This is a genomic window from Endozoicomonas acroporae (genome assembly GCF_002864045.1).
In the GTDB taxonomy this organism is placed as follows: Bacteria; Pseudomonadota; Gammaproteobacteria; order Pseudomonadales; family Endozoicomonadaceae; genus Endozoicomonas; species Endozoicomonas acroporae.
Genome location: NZ_PJPV01000161.1, coordinates 39746 through 55495 on the forward strand (window position 1 = coordinate 39746; position 15750 = coordinate 55495).

A 15750-nucleotide genomic window follows, 5' to 3' on the forward strand; every position below is an offset into this window, starting at 1 on the left:
AAGATACGTAGCGTCTTGAATTTGGCACCAAGTTACAGGCGAAGGCATAGAAGCCCACTGTTTTCTTCAGCCAGAAACTGGTTGATGCAATCCTGATTATCCATAATCAGAGACTGTACCGCAGCCAGTCGAGCATTCCCGATCTGAATATGGATGACTTTAGGAGGAGGGCCAAGGCGGCTCCAGTAATCGACAAAATCCCGGTCTTTAGTCACAATTGCCAGATCCTGGTGTTTCGCATAGTCCCAAACGCTCTGATCTGAAGCACCTTCCCCCAAAGTCGCTACCCTTGAAACGGCAACCGCTCCCCTGAAAGGCTTGCTGACCATCCTCGCCAGCTTATATGACAGGTTTTCATCAAACAGCAGCACTACGCAGCATTCCCTTTCGGCAGGTGGCTCGCTGCATATTCCAGCGCTGCCCGGATCCTGGTTTCATCCAGGCTGGGAAAATCAGAAATAATCTCCCCATAGGTCATGCCTGAACCCAACATTTCCAAAATGCTTTCCACTGTAATCCGGGTACCTTTGATGCAGGGTTTGCCTCTCATTACATCGGGCTTACACTCTACCCAGATATTACCGTTAATCACTTGCCATCTCCTTTCGCCGTGATTTATTCCTGACCTATTCTAGTCTTGCAATGGCTCAATCGCCATTACTCTATACAGGGCTCAGGTTGTTGCCTTGCCAATATCAACCGATACCCCATCCACAATGGCTTTAATGGCCATCACCTGATCCATATCCGGGAACAGGCCGGTAATGCCTTCACCATGGATGCGGGTAAAGGGCTGATCAAACAGTTGCGCCATTTCGATGGTGCCGTAATCCCGTATGTGGTTTTTCAGCAAATCCAGAAAGCGAATCTGCTGGCTGCTTAGATTGTATTGAGCGGCAAAACCGGCAAATTTTTCGGCTACAGCCTGGCTCTCCATACCAATCAGGGTTCGCAGAATCTGATCCAGCCCAGCAGAGGCTTCGGGGTAGAACTCTTTCAGTACCCGGATATCCACATTCGGATTCTGAACCAGCACCAGTTTTGCCAGCTCATCCAGCTCTTTGGGCTGTACCGGTTCCCCCCGACGGATTTTCATCAACACGGGGTTACTGGTGAACAGGGGTTCCAGTGCGCCCTGAACCTGCTGACGGTAGAGTTTAAAGTCCACCGACTTGATATTGGTCTCCCGCCGTTTGACCTCGTACTTGCCCTGATCTTCACGGATATCCGTTTCCACGGGGGGTGTAGGGGGCGGAGTTACGTCGCCCTCCATCAGGTACATGATCCCCCTGAGGCGGGTACGGGCATGTTCCAGTTCGGCAAAGCTGGCGTTGTGCCACCAGTCCAGGTCCCGGAGCTGGTTAATGATGTCACCCTGCTGCTGGACCTGAGCCAGATGTGGGGGTAGCTGATCCAGTTTCTGGGTAACGATGGACCACTGTTTTTCCAGTCCGCTTTTGTTGGTGTACAAGGCAGTCTGGGCGGTAATCATATCCAGATCAAAACGCATGGCATTCCCCTGCCCCCTGACATCCACCCACTGCATCAGAGGACCGATGTCATCCAGCAGTTGCTGCTGGGTTTGGGGGGCAAACTGTTCTAACCGTTTCAGGTCACTCAGCCGGGCACGAGTCTGCCATTTTTCCTGAACGGCAATGGATTTTTCATCCAGTGCAGACACCTGCTCATGAAGCTGTTTGGCAATGATGGCCAGACTGCCCTGTTCAAACTTTTTCTGTGCCGCTTTGGCCAGTTCGACCCAGGCTTCCAGACGTTTCTGTGCCAGTGGCTTGCCGGTGGTTGGCTGCACCTGGGGCGGCTCCTGCTCGAAGTACTCGAAGTTGGCCCAGTGGTCGAAGATACGGAATTTGTCCTTGTCTTTCCCTGCCCCGTACAGGTCTTTGCAAAGACGAGTCCCCCGGCCAATCATTTGCCAGAATTTCACCTTGGACTTCACCGGCTTGGCAAACACCAGGTTGACCACTTCCGGCACATCAATACCGGTGTCGAGCATATCCACCGAAATGGCAATGGTCAGCGTTTTGTTGGTGCTGAGGTCACCGCCTTTAAAGTCTTCAATCAGTTGTTCTGCCCTCGGATCATAGTTATCGATGACCTGACAGAACTTACCGGCAAACTGCGGGTACATCTCATCAAAAACGCTTTGCAGCAGAACCGCATGCTGATGGTTGCGGGCAAAGACAATACTTTTGCCCGGAAGCTGTTCATCCCGGTCACGGATACCATGCTCCATCAGGTTGCGCATAATGGCCCGATTGGTGTCCCGATTATAGATCGCCTTATCAATGACCTTGGCATCAAATTCCAGGGTGTTCGGGTCGATACCCTGCGCTTCCAGTTGGGCAATCTGTTCATTGCTGAGGTTGTCTTTTTTAATACCCTCACGGAGGAATTGCGTGGTGTGGGTAATGACCTCAAAGGGCACCAGATGATTGTCGTTTATCGCCGCTTCCAGTGAGTATTCATAGGTGGGTATACGGCCTTCGCAACCAAACAGGCCATAGGTGGTGTGGCCGATCATATCCACGGGCGTTGCGGTCAGGCCAACCTGAAGGGCATCGAAGTATTTAAACAGGTCCCCGTAAACGTTATAGATGGAACGATGGGATTCATCCGCAATGATCAGGTCAAAATAGCCCACATCGTACCGATCCATAATGTTCATCATTCCGGGATAGGTAGAGATGAAGATGCGGGAGGTGTCCTGGTACTTTTTATCCGTTCGACCTACCACATAGATAGGGTCACGGATGAATTCATTAAATGCATTCCGTGCCTGCTTACGTAGCTCTTTTCGGTCACAGAGGAAAAGCACCCGCTTGGCCCATCGGGCATCGAGCAGCCGTTTGGTCAACGCAATGGCAACACGGGTCTTACCGGTACCGGTAGCCTGGACAATCAGGGCCTTGCGATGTTTATCCGTAAAGCGTTCACCGACTCGGGCAATACTCTCCAACTGATACAGACGACCGGCAATATGGGTGTCAACCGGCACTTCTGCTAACGGTCGACAGCCCGTACGTTGTTGAACCAGGTAGGCCAGACTTTCAGGGCTGTAGAAACCAAAGAGTTTTCTCGGTGGATAGTTTCGGGCTGGGTGGTCATCCCAGAGGTAAATATCGTAGCCGTTTGTATAAAAGATCGCAGGGCGCTGACCGTACTGCTTTTCCAGCCAGTCGGCATAGAGCTTGGCCTGGGTACGACCTTTTTCTGCCGCCACCTGGGTACGCTTGGCTTCCACGACAGCTAACGGTTTACCGGTATCGTCCCAAAGCACATAGTCCACGTAACCATCGCCACTGTTGGTGGGTTGCTCTTTGACCGGATGCTCCTGGGTGACCTGGGCTGTATCCTTTACACCCTCAGCGACATCCCAACCGGCAGCGATCAGGCGAGAGTCGATCAGGCGACGACGGGTTTCGGCTTCATCCAGCTCCAGAATATTGGCTGCCTGCTCATTTTTCTGACGCAGAGCCTCCATCCTTTGCTGGAACTCTTCGGCTTTTTCTTTTTGAAGCTGCAACTCACGGAGAATACCCATTTCCCGTTGCTGGGCAACTTCGAGTTCTTCCTTTGCCTTTTCCAGTTGGGCCTGTTTCTGCTCCAGCTCTTTCTTGGTCAGCGCGGTATCCGTCTGATCTGACGAGGCCTTGGGTAACTGGAATTTAGTAATGTCGTCTGCATGCCCATTGCCATAACGCAGGTAGATCCATGCACCCATGATGAAGGCTTCTTTCAACAGCCACCGGGCATCATTCACCTTGATCGCATCACCATGAGCAGCCCGGTTACCATGAATACGAATGGCATCCATCTTCACCTGAATGGCCTCGGGAATCGTACTTTTAAAGGCATCCGCCTTCATCAGGTCATAGAGACTGGAACGATACCCTTCAGGCAAACGCTCCTGACGGTAAAGCCACCGGATAATCAACTCAAGATAGTTCCGGAGCTTGACCAGACAGCTCTCAGGATCAGTGTGGACGTACTCTTCTGCCTTACTGCCCAAGTTGGCCAGTTCCGGCCAATGGGTGCGCAGCATTTCAAAGTTCAATGACTTCTGCATGGCTGACCATCTTATAATCAGAGTGCCTGCCAAGCGATAAAGGCAGGAAAATAGACGACAAAGAAAAATATTGTATCCTCAGGCTGCCCCGATATTCCATACCGAAATATGCTAACTGAATAGAGGGTGACAGTGACCAAGCTACCAGGCCTGTGTTATTGGCAGGGGGATTCCGCAAAATTTTTTTCAGCCATAGCGATATAAGAAAGGTTGCCAAAGTATGGGTAGATGATTTATCCCCCCCCTCCAGTTATCAATGGCAAAGTGTGCATGCATTACCCCTCGACTGCTGACTTGGCAGGCGTGGGTGTCAGGTCCGGCATACGGGGTACTTCCCCCCCTATTTCATTTAATACTCACTGTTCAGCCAGTTGCTGTCCTGGACCTGTTCAACATGACCTTCAGGGCGATCTTCCGAATCGAAAATCTGGATAAAGTTAATACGGCTCTCTTCCTGAGCCTTTTGCTGATAGTCACCGTCCATCTTATTCAGTTCAGCAATGGCGGCCGTGGCAGCTCTCGGGTTTCGCATCCGTAAATCACCCTCTGGCGTTTCGATCACTTCACCACAGAACCGCGCGATCTCCCAGAGCTTGGCACGCTTGTCCCGAGCAGTGATATTCAGCTCACGACTGAGCTTACCCTGACTCACCCGAATTTCGGTGGCAATGTCAGCATTTGTTAACAGCCGACAACCCTGAGCTCTGGCAGTCTTGGGACTATAGCCAGCGGCAATGGCAGCTCGGGTCGCATTCTGGTCAATCAGGTACTCATCAACGAAGCGGCGCTGTTTGTCATTCATGGCAATCATCCTTGATGGCATTGAGATCATCATACCATGCAATCCCTGAACTAAAGACTAAACGGCTATAAGTCAGCGGACGTGAGTTGCAAGAATAAAAAAGGGTAGGGCTCTGAACAGTAGTCTAGAATTGCTGTTTCCACTTGTTACTGGAAATGTAGTGGAAAAAGAAATTTAAGTGCTTTTAACGAAGAGAAAATAGGAGATAAGACATTGATTTTACTGGCGCACCCGAGAGGATTCGAACCTCTGACCTCTGCCTCCGGAGAGGTACTTTGGTGCATTTTTAATGTTTGATGCATTTAAAAAATCTCCGTAACCCACTGATTATTTTTAATTTATCTACCTTTATCATTATAGATCTAAAGTACTAATATCGACCATAATTGATGCCATTTGTAGGCTATGCGTAGGTTGCAATGCTGATATATGAAATCAGTCGTTTATATTTGATTCATAAAATCAAGTAATACTATCGACTGTAACTCTTCCATGCTTTCAACGTTTTGCCCCTTTGCGATTTGATACAATCTTTCGATGGTCTGAGCCGCATCTGTCAGCCCTTCTTTTTCGCAAAATACTTTTAATTCAGCAGGCCTGATACTGTGTTTGATCATAACTGCCAGAGCCTGGACCAAAGAAGGTTTATCATTCCAATGAAAATAAGCAGCCAACCGGTCTTTTACCACATCTGCGGCCAGCAATATTGGAATTTTTCTGGCACCTTGTTTAACGATGGTTGTTTTTTGGATGAGCTCATCTCCAACTGCCAATGGTGCAGGTGGAAACTCAACACAGATCGGTAATCAACCATGATCAGACTCATCCCCTGTTTTGCCTGAGCGGACTCTTATTGTCGGCTTTCCTATCGCCCTGGGTTTATTTCGATTCATCACCAGCTCCTGAATGACTGCCTCCGGGTATAATTGGATAGCGGCTTTCACCAGTTCTTTCATTGTCGCCAGAAAGACATACCTGGGGTTAAGGCGATACTCTCTAAGCCTTCCAATCAGGTGACTGACAACGACACCATCCTCTTCCATTCTAACCAGCTGTTTTTGTACTGAATTTTGAGAAAGGCCAAAAAATTCGGCAATACCCTTTCCGTAGCCAGAGTTCCTGAGCATCAGGTATATCAGTATCTTTTCCTGACTTTCAGCGCGAAGCACTCCCTTTAAGGCAAACATTCATGAAGCTCGTAAGGTATAGATGATACTTCAAGTATAAATCAATACTTCTATTTTAATAACCAATATATGGTTTATTTAATAGATGTATTGGTTTATTGGGAACTCATACTTCGAGGTATTGTTATTAAATATTTACGATTCAGGGCCCCACACTCTGCAATAACTCGCTTTCCGGAACCAAGTTCATAACTGCTCACGTTCAGGCGGGCAAGCCACGGATATTGGTGGCGCTCTGCAAGCCAGAGAAATAACCGTTTTACCTTTATACTCAGACACGCTTGCAACACTTGATCCAGCTTTCCTGGTGACAGGTTTACCAGGCTCTGCATCAGTTCGTCTGCATGTTCAAAACTGAACTTATCAGGAAGATCAGCAATCACTTCCAATATGGCCTTTTCTGGACAAGAAAAATAAAGCGGAGGCAGATTGGGGGCGAACTCATGGGATCTCAGAAGGCCAGAGGTCTGCATCAGCGATTCTGGCCAAAGCCGCCTGGAACTATTTACCGTCAACATCGCAGTCGTTTCTACGCGAGATACCCAGGAAGGCAACTTAGTGGTGGAGTAAAGCTGGACAGTCTTACGGTTTCCGGGAGAGATATACTGAGCAAGTCCGGACAGAGCCAGAGCGGATACACCACCTACGTGCACCGCGGTTGCTAAAGGCGTTGCCTGCATCCGCTGTATAGATGCAACCACGCCTTCCCAACGGAGGTTAGTCGTGAATTGGGAGTAGACGCCTGATGCCAGCTGCAGTAACTTGCCACTCTTAACGCCATTATCGAGAGAGTGAGAGCTAAAACCCTGTTCTATCAACCACTTTCGCGTAGCCAACGGCCCATAGGGTAAAAGAGCATTAAGCTGCTCTTTACGGCTATTCAGTCCGTATTCTTTATCACTTGAGCTTGATATACGAACCATGCCAGTGCCTTACCGGTTTAAAATAATTAAAATCATCGGCAAAAAAAGCCGAAATATTTATCAAATATAAACTAAATCGGAAAGAATGGTTTATATTAAGCCATTTAATCGGCGATAAAAGCAGGAAAAATAAATATTTTAAAACCATCATCTTATAGAACAGTCTTTCTTTTGGTACTGAAATATAATGACTATTAACAATCAGAGCCTGCTTGATTGGGCTCCAAAAGTACTTAAAAGTGGTATCCCTGCTCAACCCAGTAATGCCAGTCACCAATGGCCTCAACAGTTTCTTCGTCCAGGTCATCGCTGCATGCTTCGAGTTGTGCCAGCGGAACTGCCAATGTTCGATCCAGCCACTTAACCTGCACCTGCATGGTGGACTCACAATCGCCCTGATCCGCCATTTCGGTAACCATCACCCGCTCATTTATTTTCAGTGGTGATACCTTTAACTCCTGCCAACACTCGGCTTCAAAGGGAAAAGCCAGCCTGTCATCAAGGTAACAATGCCAGCCGGTGCTGCGTTCGAGCTCATCGTAGCAATCCACAACAATATCGTTGTGAATCCGGTCCTCTATTTCAGAATTTTCGGGTGAACTCATTACTGATTCCTATACAGTATGTTTATCCCATCCAATCAATCACCAGCCACTGAAAACAGTCAGGCTTCAGGCAAGAAGTTATTCACTCAAGTAATGAGCCCTGAACCGTCTCACTGCCCTGATCAGCCCTCTCATCGTCAATCAACAGTTCTCCTTCCTGTTCACCCTGCCCATCCAGAACCCGGTAGAGCAGAGAATAAGCGACCCGCCACTGCCCTTCTGACACCTGCAGGGTGACCGATTTAGTATTCAGACGGAGGACATGGCCAAAATGTTCCTCCCCATGCTTATCTTTAAAACCCAGCAGATCGCCTACAGCAATGGCATGGCGACTCAGGCCTTGTTGAGTTTCATGATTAACGCGAGCATCGGCACCTTCAAGATTGAGCATGTAATAAGGCACCGTCCAGCGTTTGCCATCGGTAAAATCCAGAACCAGTGCCCGTTTTTGCCTGAGCTGCAACACCTCGCAGTCACGCAGCGAATTGCTGTTACGGTCAAAGTAGCTCAGCTTCTGTCCTATTGTCAGAGCAGCCCTGATCCGGCCAATACGCTCTGACGACTCCAGCTCGCGATCAATCATGGCATTCAGCCGGAACAGATCAAAGGTGCTGGCCTGGTTTAACGCTTCCAGCAATTGGGCATAATCCATGGCTGGTTTTGCTGGGGGGTTACTGTTATTCATTGGTCATCATTACTCCAGAAAAGAACATTCCACTATAATCACATCCTGAACTCAGGAGACTCACCCTCACCATAAAGCTCTTCCCTCAATCGACTAAACAGTTTTTGCAACGTCCCTGACAAGTAGCTTTCAAATTTCTCCTTCCCCAGTGTGCGCTCATAGACATCAGAAGGTAAAAATCGCCGCATTTCAGCTTTAAGCCCACCACCGGATACCATTTCAGTTATATTCGGAATAAGCTGATCCAGGCGCTGTTCAAAGTCATCAAGCCGGTAATCATTCACTTTGTTCTTCACCAGCTCAACATTTACTTCAGCGCCCTGCTGCAGAAGCCAGGGCAGGTCCCATATATCGCGGTAGCGAATGTATTTTTGTGTCGCAGGTAAAGCAATCAGCTTGTCTGCCAGCACTTCATCAAGGGTTTCAGTAAATACCAGGGTGTCTCCATAGCCATCGGGGAGAAACGGGTAATTCACTCGCAGCGGCAATGTTTCTCTGGTGTATGCAGGCACATTAGCGACTTCAATCTTGATTTTTTGTCGGGGAATATCTTTACGCTTCGGAGAGGTTATTACCGAGATTTGCCATTTATCTATGTTCATTTCCCCATAACAAGGCTCTTTTCTGAGCATCGCCGGCTCTTTAACCAATACCTCCAACCCGTACCTGGTACCGACATAATCCTCAATACACATCTTTATATCGGCAAGAGAGGCTGATGAAAAATCCACGCCTCCAACAAAATCCAGATCCTCGCTGAAACGGCTACCGCCATGACACAGGCGTAACGACGTACCGCCCTGAAACACCAACTGATCCAACAGGCCTTCCTGATCAAGACAGAACAGAATGTCATAGTGAAGCAGCTCTTTCTCAACGACTGGACGCATTAGCGCGAGATGATTATTTTGCATAATCCTCTCAACCAGCTGTGAAAAATCCTCAGTGGTCATTTTCATAACTCTGTGCCTCCTTCACCAGATGACTATTCCTCCCCACACGCCGCAGATCACGCATTGCCGCCTCAGGCGTAGCAATTTTTAACGGTCTGTCACGATCAACGACACTGTCCAGAATATCGGCGACTGAACGGCGGGTGTGGGTAAATTCAAGAACCCCAAAAGGGGTTTTATACTCTCCCTTCCGGCCTGTGGTCATAATGGTCAGCCGATCGACAGGGATTTGGGAAATAACGCCATACTCCGATAGCGCTGATTCCAAACTGATGTAGTTGTACTCCCCCCTTCGCAAGGCTATGGCAATGCGCTCCAGCATATCTGCATTTTTGTTGCTTGAGAGGGTGAACGTATAAATCCCTTTAATCATCCGACGAAGAATACCATTCTTCACCAACCGAACCAGTCCAGCCTGAAAGGCTCGCGGGGAGTCTTCAATAAAGATTTTGCCCAAATCCCTGGTGGTAAAAACCGAATATCCCATCCGATCAAAAGCCGATAGCCGGTGGATTGCCGTGGCCTGATCCATCGTTACCACTCCTTTATGTAGACGCTTTAATCACTTAAATGGTGTATATCTGTCTACATAATAGCAAAATACACAGCATATAAACGCGAACAACATTAAATAGTGGTATTTATGTCTACTTATTGGCTAGTTGATTAAGGTCAGTTACCGGTACCTTAATCCCTGCCAGTGGCTGGTTTTCTTGGCATAGCGTTGTTTCAGCTCTGCCAGCTTCTGGTCATAGGCTGTTTGTCTGTTCAGCATTTTGGCCATCAGCTGAAGATCGCCAAGCTTTGTTGACAGCTCGGAATACACGGTAGATGAGCCTCTTTGCTCAAACAGTTCTTCCACCCGACGCCAATAGGCCTCTTCATTGGCGGCAACGCTTTCGGCCTTTTGCTGCTGTTGCAGCTGCTTTTGCATCATGGCCTTTTCATCAGCCTTTTTCCGCAGCTCCCGGGCAGAAGCCAGCAGATGGCCAACCGTGACTGAACTGCTGCGTGGTATTTCCTGAGCCTTATCCACCAGAGCGGCAAACTGCTCTCTTCGTGCAGTACCGGTTTCATCTAACAGTAACGCTTTTAGCTGGGCTCTGGCCGTCGCTTCCGGGAGTTGCATGACATATTGATCAATTAACACTTCAGGCTGCACAGTGACATAATCCGATTTAACCTGAGCTGCAGCCACAACCCGTTGAGTATCCAGCTTCAAAAAATCACACAACGCACTCTGGCTGGCAGAAAGATCATCAAGGCCCGGAGGGATGGCGGGGGACAGCGCATCCGGTTCCAGCTCATCCAATTGAGACAACCAGGCCAGATACAGTGAACGATAATCACCGTGCATCAGCTCACTGCGAATGTTCAGCAGGCTGCCCATCCAGCCATCGCCTTCATCCCACTCATCGTCGTAGCCGTCTTCATCTTCATAGACAAATTCAATAATCCAGTGCGCGCCAGACGATTTGTAAGTGCAGATATCCCCCAGGAGGTAACGCAGCAGTGTCGATTCATCAATAAGATGACGAGGCACCTTAATCGCAAAAATTTTGCAGCCAAAATTGGAGACATAAACATAAGCATCGAAAAACCTGCTCAGTAACTGCCTTGGGTCGGCTTTTAAATCACCGTAGTTATAGGTGTTACAGAACCGGGTAGACGATATCTGTGCCCGGCTGGAAATCCCCCGAAGATACCCCATCTCTTCTTTGGACAACTGCCGGTCAACGGCCACCAACTCGTAATACTGGTATTCACTCATGGTTGTTATGCCTTCTGCATTTTCTTACGCTTACGTACCTCATCAAGGCTGACCACATTATCTGGCAAAGCCAATGATCTTTCCTGACCGATAACTTTAGCTGCTGCTGCAGGGAATGGGTTCGGAAAATCCCCATCCGGCGTTTGTGGATATGCCCACTCAGACCAACCTCTGGCAAACCGGAGCAGCCAGTCATCCACCATCCGCGACATGGGAATAAACGACTCCATTCGTTTTGCACCGGGAAACGCCCTGGCCTTTTTGTGAACACAGTTGATGCGGTGCATACCCAACCCGATTTCTTCACTCTCGTCCAGTTGATCCACCCCATAATGATCATAGGACTGGCTCAGCCACTGCTCCGCATCCGCAACATGTCCGTTGACGCTGAGGTCGGTATTTCTGACAAACCGGATCCCCTTCTCCATATCCAGAAACTGGTCATACATGGTCTGAGCCTGCGCTTCTGTGGTAGCGCCACTCTCTATGGCCATATGGATACACTCTCTGGCCCAGCGTTTGGTGAACCGCTCAGCAAACTCATCTAAATCTGAAAACATCGGGTTAGAAAACAAAATGGCATAACGACTGCGGGCTTCTACGGCAATAACATCTGTGTACCCTTCTCTATTCCGGTAGCCCTTAATCGCATGCACCTGCCAGGCAATGACATTATCGCCAGAAGCAATAGACTGAGTGCCTATGCGCTTACCATCCGGACTGGGTAACCGATCCAGATTAACCTTCATATATTTACAAAAGGCATTGGTCGCAGAAATTAATATTTCAAGCATTCGCGGTATCTTTTGGCTGTTCTCTCGCAGGAGGGCTTACTGGCTGAATATGACAGATTTGAACTATCAGACAGATCACAGCGGGATGCAAGCAGGGGCAAAGTAATGACATTACTTTGCAGACTGACTCAGTGTGCACTCGCACTGAGTGGTTGCGACGTCGTTTCACTCCGCCACAGGACAATAAATGCCGAATTCGGCAATGGACTTGCCGGATAGATCAACGCAAGTGCCAATTACAGCAAACGACCCATAAAATTTAAGCGTTAACCACTTTAAAAGCACATCAACACCTTTCTGAAAGTTTCTAATTACCTTAGAGCACCAACATATCCGGACAAAAAAATCATCCCTTAACGTTTTCCCACCCTGGGCCACGGTATCCTATACATCAAAAAGGACGACCATCATGGAGAAAACCAAAACAATCCAAATCCGGGTAACTTCTCAGGAAAAATCTGCAATCCGGGCAAGAGCAAAATCACTGAATTTGCATGTATCAGAATACCTCCTCTCTCTGCATCGGAACACAGCCTTACCTCCGCCACCATCAGAGATTGAACGACGGCAGCTGCAAGAAGTGGCCCAAATCGGGAATATGGTCAACGCACTTATAACAAGCGTACGCAGCGGAATAGTCCCAGATACATATGAGCTCCAGCTGGTGATTAAAGCGATCAGCCTCTTTGTTGAGTTCCATAGTCAGAAACGATGATCGCTGATGCCAAACTGACCGGAAGTATCGCGAAAGGAATTTCCGTTGCACGCTATATGTTGGACCCAGATGCAAAACAGCAAGATTCTGACGTCAAAACAATGCAAAAGGCAGAGAGTAGTGAGCGAGTACTGCACATAGAGACAGACCTTGCCAATCCAATCTTGATAACCGACTCTCCAAAAGCATCTGCACAATCGTTCATCCGCGAGGTCGTAGACTGGAACCAGCGTAACCGGCCAGGCAAGAAAGCTCAGCAATCACAGTGGGAGCACCGTGTGATTAGTTTTCACCCATCAGACAGTCAAAAGCTTAATGCCCATACTGCCTGTAAAATAGCCAGAGAGTCATTAGGGATAGTGGCACATGGTCAAAGACCTTCCCTCTTCGTTGTCCACGGAGATACGGCTCACCTGCATGTGCACATGCTCTACGGAAGTGTGGACCAAACTGGAAAAATCCATAACCCGCATCAGGACTTCAGAATGTGGGAGCAAGCTATGGAGCAACTTGAAATAAAGTATGACCTCTATCGGGTAGACAAACGGTTAGCCTGCGCTGATAGGGATTCCACACGAATGCCGGATGGTACGAACCCAAAAAAATCAGAGTATAGGATGACGCAGAGAACCGGGGAACCTTCCTGCAAACAAAGGCTGCGCAGGCTCCTGGATGAAGCAATTGGTGATAGTAAATCTTCTCCTCCAGAGCAGCAGTTCGCACGATTCTTAGCCGGCCTGCAATCTAAAAAAATTGGTGTCTCTGCAAATATACAGAGCACGGGGCGTGTGGCAGGTCTCCGATTGCATTACGGAATCTTTTCTAAAAAAGGCATCAAAGCTTCAGCACTTGGAAAGGCCTACAGTTGGAACCAATTGGCCAAAAGAGCAGGTTTTGAACACAATAGCCCCTTTAATACAACTCTACTAAAACTATCCGACAGGCGCATCAAAGAATGGATTCAGCACGATTCAGGCGGCAAAAAAAGTGCATCTCAGATGCTTTCCAGCATTCATGGTTCAGGCAACAAGGCTGCGCCCAGAAGCAACGTCAAGGCTTTAACCTCAACTTCAAATCAGGCTTTCATCATCAGCCCCGAATTCCCTGATGAATACCCAGAGTTCCTGAAAGAGTACATCAGGGCAATTGTAAGAGCTGCAAACTCTGAAATGAGTAGACAGCAGCAACGTAACAACCAGCTCAATGACTCTATAGAAACTATTCTCGAACTGCTGGCGTCATTCCAGCAAAGAGCCATAAAAAACCATTTGAAGCACCATAGACCGGATAATGTTTATCCAAGTACAAGTGACACCCCGACTAGCTAATTAGATCATTATCCTCTAAAAGAGAACGATTCAGATAGAATTTGGAACTTCAATGCATTTTGATTATTCTGATCAAAACCAACAACAGGTTTCACCATGCCGTGGCTGGACCAACCTTGCAGCAAGCACTTCACCTACCGACAACTGATTGAGTGCGGTGAAACCTGGCAATCCTCGTCAATTGATAACCTGCCGTTGGCTGACGAGAGCTGGCATGCCCTTGCCGATTTGGCGACTCATATTCTCGATTCAATTTATGAGCAGTTTGGTGCCCTGGAAATCACCTACGGCTTTTGCTCCCCCACATTGGCAACCGCAAGAAAAAAACTGGCCAAAGAACAAGGCGTGCTGCCCTCTATCTACCCCACCCTGGATCAGCACAGCTGCTTTGAAACAAACAGGAAGGGAGACATCATCTGTTCCCGGGGAGGAGCCGCCTGTGATTTTCGGGTGCCGTGCACCTCATCACTGGAGGTAGCTATCTGGGTAGTGAAACAGCTCCCCTTTGACAGGCTCTATTTTTATGGACACAACAAGCCCATTCACGTTAGCTATAACAGAGGCTCTCAAAATACAGCCATCAGCATAATGACACCCAAAACCAACGGACAGGGCTACATTCCCCGAAACCTCTCCCCTGAACGTTTTCTTGAACAATTTCAGCTATAAATAAAAGCCATGAATGAACAAGAATGGTATGAAACGGTTGCACAACTTTCTTGCCATAAAGAGCTTGGCAAAAAACTGCCTAAAGCACTCTATCTCCACCGTTCGGCGCTGAGTGAAACCGCACCGGATTTTTTCTCATGGATTCACCAGAAAGCCACAAACTCAGGCATACCGGAACAACACTGGAATATCGTTCGCTTACATAAAGACTGCTTCAAAGTCACCCTGCTCTACTATCCGGATTTCTACGACGAAGCCTATCCATCACTGCACTTCAGTTATGGGTTAGACTTCGCCAGCGAGAAAATAAAACCCACTGACTTTACCAGCTCAACCAACCCACCTATCCTCCATCGCAAAGAACACATGATCCTCCCCTCAGACCCTAACCACGCTGACTTTTGTGAGATTACCCGGGAAGGCGAAGCGGCAGGGCTGTATGAAAACACACGCATCATTGGGTTCCGTAACAGCTGGGAAACCCTGATCAAAGACAAAGGCTACGAACTACTGGATGGTCGTCTATTCCGAAGAGCAGCCATCGACTTAACCGAACCACAAACACAACACAAGGTCGACCGCCATAAAACCGCACTGAGCAGGGACAGCCTTTCAAGCCCCATGAAAACACTGGCCAATAATGGCTACCTGAAAGGGCAATACACCCTGTTTGACTACGGCTGCGGCCATGGCGATGACCTGTCGGAATTACAGGCCCATGGCATCACCGCCAGTGGCTGGGATCCAAACTGGCGACCCGAGGGCGAAAAAACAGAAGGGGACCTGGTCAACCTTGGCTATGTCATTAATGTAATCGAAGACCTGGAAGAAAGGGCTGATGCAGTACTCGGAGCCTGGTGCCTGACGGGCAAATTACTTGTGGTATCCGCCATGATTGCCAGCGAACAGCACATCCGCAAATTCAAGCCCTTTAAAGAACGCGAAGACCGACTTTTGACCCATAGATCAATAAATAACACTACATGGTCGGCCGAAACGGCATTTTTAACAGACGCTCCCTAATCATGCCCGAAAACCGCGTTTTCAAGCAGTTATTAAATTCTCAAACTGAATAGCAGGCTTACCAGCTTGTACATTTAGGAATACACCTACGTTGTAAGCCAGTAACTTGCGGGCCATTCTTGCTGTCATGCGCCACATATTACGGCAGCCACTGTGCTCAATATCGAAAGGGTGAAAGTCTGATATTGACTGGTACTTTCATACAATA

The 15750-nt window shown here is 48.3% G+C and carries 17 protein-coding genes; 4 read left to right on the plus strand and 13 right to left on the minus strand.

What is annotated here, in order from left to right; translation table 11 throughout:
* Window positions 1–32: 32 nt before the first annotated feature.
* The 13 genes from CX664_RS21550 to CX664_RS21610 all read right to left on the minus strand — a co-directional run bounded on the left by CX664_RS21550 (window position 33) and on the right by CX664_RS21610 (window position 11807).
* Entirely contained in the window at window positions 33–371 is a 339-nt protein-coding gene (locus tag CX664_RS21550; RefSeq protein WP_101748718.1) for a DUF5615 family PIN-like protein, read from the minus strand.
* On the minus strand, window positions 371–592 hold the full coding sequence (locus tag CX664_RS21555) for a DUF433 domain-containing protein (RefSeq protein ID WP_101748719.1): 222 nt from the start codon (window positions 590–592) through the stop codon (window positions 371–373). Before CX664_RS21555 ends, CX664_RS21550 begins: the two co-directional genes overlap by 1 nt.
* Window positions 593–673: 81 nt before the next feature.
* Window positions 674–4087: a DEAD/DEAH box helicase family protein gene (locus CX664_RS21560; protein WP_101748720.1), complete on the minus strand. Its 3414-nt coding sequence runs from the start codon at window positions 4085–4087 to the stop codon at window positions 674–676.
* 349 nt (window positions 4088–4436) lie between these two features.
* Window positions 4437–4922 carry a terminase small subunit gene (locus CX664_RS21565; RefSeq protein ID WP_219622253.1) on the minus strand — a complete coding sequence of 162 codons (486 nt, stop codon included), beginning with the start codon at window positions 4920–4922 and terminating at the stop codon, window positions 4437–4439.
* 410 nt (window positions 4923–5332) lie between these two features.
* A complete protein-coding gene (locus CX664_RS21570; protein WP_101748721.1) occupies window positions 5333–5662 on the minus strand; it encodes a hypothetical protein in 330 nt (109 codons plus the stop codon).
* A 33-nt stretch (window positions 5663–5695) separates the two neighbouring features.
* Window positions 5696–6016 (minus strand): winged helix-turn-helix domain-containing protein, encoded by a 321-nt coding sequence (locus CX664_RS21575; protein ID WP_146000208.1) that lies wholly within the window; start codon window positions 6014–6016, stop codon window positions 5696–5698.
* 155 nt (window positions 6017–6171) lie between these two features.
* Window positions 6172–6999 (minus strand): type IV toxin-antitoxin system AbiEi family antitoxin domain-containing protein, encoded by an 828-nt coding sequence (locus tag CX664_RS21580; RefSeq protein WP_101748723.1) that lies wholly within the window; start codon window positions 6997–6999, stop codon window positions 6172–6174.
* Between the two features lie 233 nt (window positions 7000–7232).
* Window positions 7233–7604: a calcium-binding protein gene (locus tag CX664_RS21585; protein ID WP_101748724.1), complete on the minus strand. Its 372-nt coding sequence runs from the start codon at window positions 7602–7604 to the stop codon at window positions 7233–7235.
* Between the two features lie 82 nt (window positions 7605–7686).
* On the minus strand, window positions 7687–8289 hold the full coding sequence (locus CX664_RS21590) for a hypothetical protein (protein WP_101748725.1): 603 nt from the start codon (window positions 8287–8289) through the stop codon (window positions 7687–7689).
* Window positions 8290–8327: 38 nt separating this feature from the next.
* The gene (locus tag CX664_RS21595; RefSeq protein ID WP_101748726.1) at window positions 8328–9248 is read right to left on the minus strand and encodes a nucleotidyl transferase AbiEii/AbiGii toxin family protein; all 921 of its coding nucleotides are present in this window, start codon (window positions 9246–9248) and stop codon (window positions 8328–8330) included.
* Window positions 9232–9774 carry a type IV toxin-antitoxin system AbiEi family antitoxin gene (gene abiEi / locus CX664_RS21600; RefSeq protein ID WP_101748727.1) on the minus strand — a complete coding sequence of 181 codons (543 nt, stop codon included), beginning with the start codon at window positions 9772–9774 and terminating at the stop codon, window positions 9232–9234. Before abiEi ends, CX664_RS21595 begins: the two co-directional genes overlap by 17 nt.
* A gap of 144 nt (window positions 9775–9918) precedes the next feature.
* A complete protein-coding gene (locus CX664_RS21605; RefSeq protein WP_101748728.1) occupies window positions 9919–11013 on the minus strand; it encodes a hypothetical protein in 1095 nt (364 codons plus the stop codon).
* Window positions 11014–11018: 5 nt separating this feature from the next.
* The gene (locus CX664_RS21610; RefSeq protein ID WP_101748729.1) at window positions 11019–11807 is read right to left on the minus strand and encodes a hypothetical protein; all 789 of its coding nucleotides are present in this window, start codon (window positions 11805–11807) and stop codon (window positions 11019–11021) included.
* A 409-nt stretch (window positions 11808–12216) separates the two neighbouring features.
* Here CX664_RS21610 and CX664_RS21615 point away from each other — a divergent pair, with 409 nt between their 5' ends.
* From CX664_RS21615 to CX664_RS21630, 4 genes are all read left to right on the plus strand, one after another.
* Entirely contained in the window at window positions 12217–12522 is a 306-nt protein-coding gene (locus CX664_RS21615; protein ID WP_101748730.1) for a plasmid mobilization protein, read from the plus strand.
* Window positions 12519–13850 carry a relaxase/mobilization nuclease domain-containing protein gene (locus CX664_RS21620; RefSeq protein ID WP_101748731.1) on the plus strand — a complete coding sequence of 444 codons (1332 nt, stop codon included), beginning with the start codon at window positions 12519–12521 and terminating at the stop codon, window positions 13848–13850. Before CX664_RS21615 ends, CX664_RS21620 begins: the two co-directional genes overlap by 4 nt.
* A gap of 96 nt (window positions 13851–13946) precedes the next feature.
* Window positions 13947–14519, plus strand: a complete 573-nt coding sequence (locus CX664_RS21625; RefSeq protein ID WP_101748732.1) for a hypothetical protein — start codon at window positions 13947–13949, stop codon at window positions 14517–14519.
* A gap of 9 nt (window positions 14520–14528) precedes the next feature.
* Window positions 14529–15542, plus strand: coding sequence for a DNA phosphorothioation-associated putative methyltransferase (locus CX664_RS21630; protein ID WP_101748733.1), 1014 nt, complete (start codon window positions 14529–14531; stop codon window positions 15540–15542).
* Window positions 15543–15750: the final 208 nt, after the last annotated feature.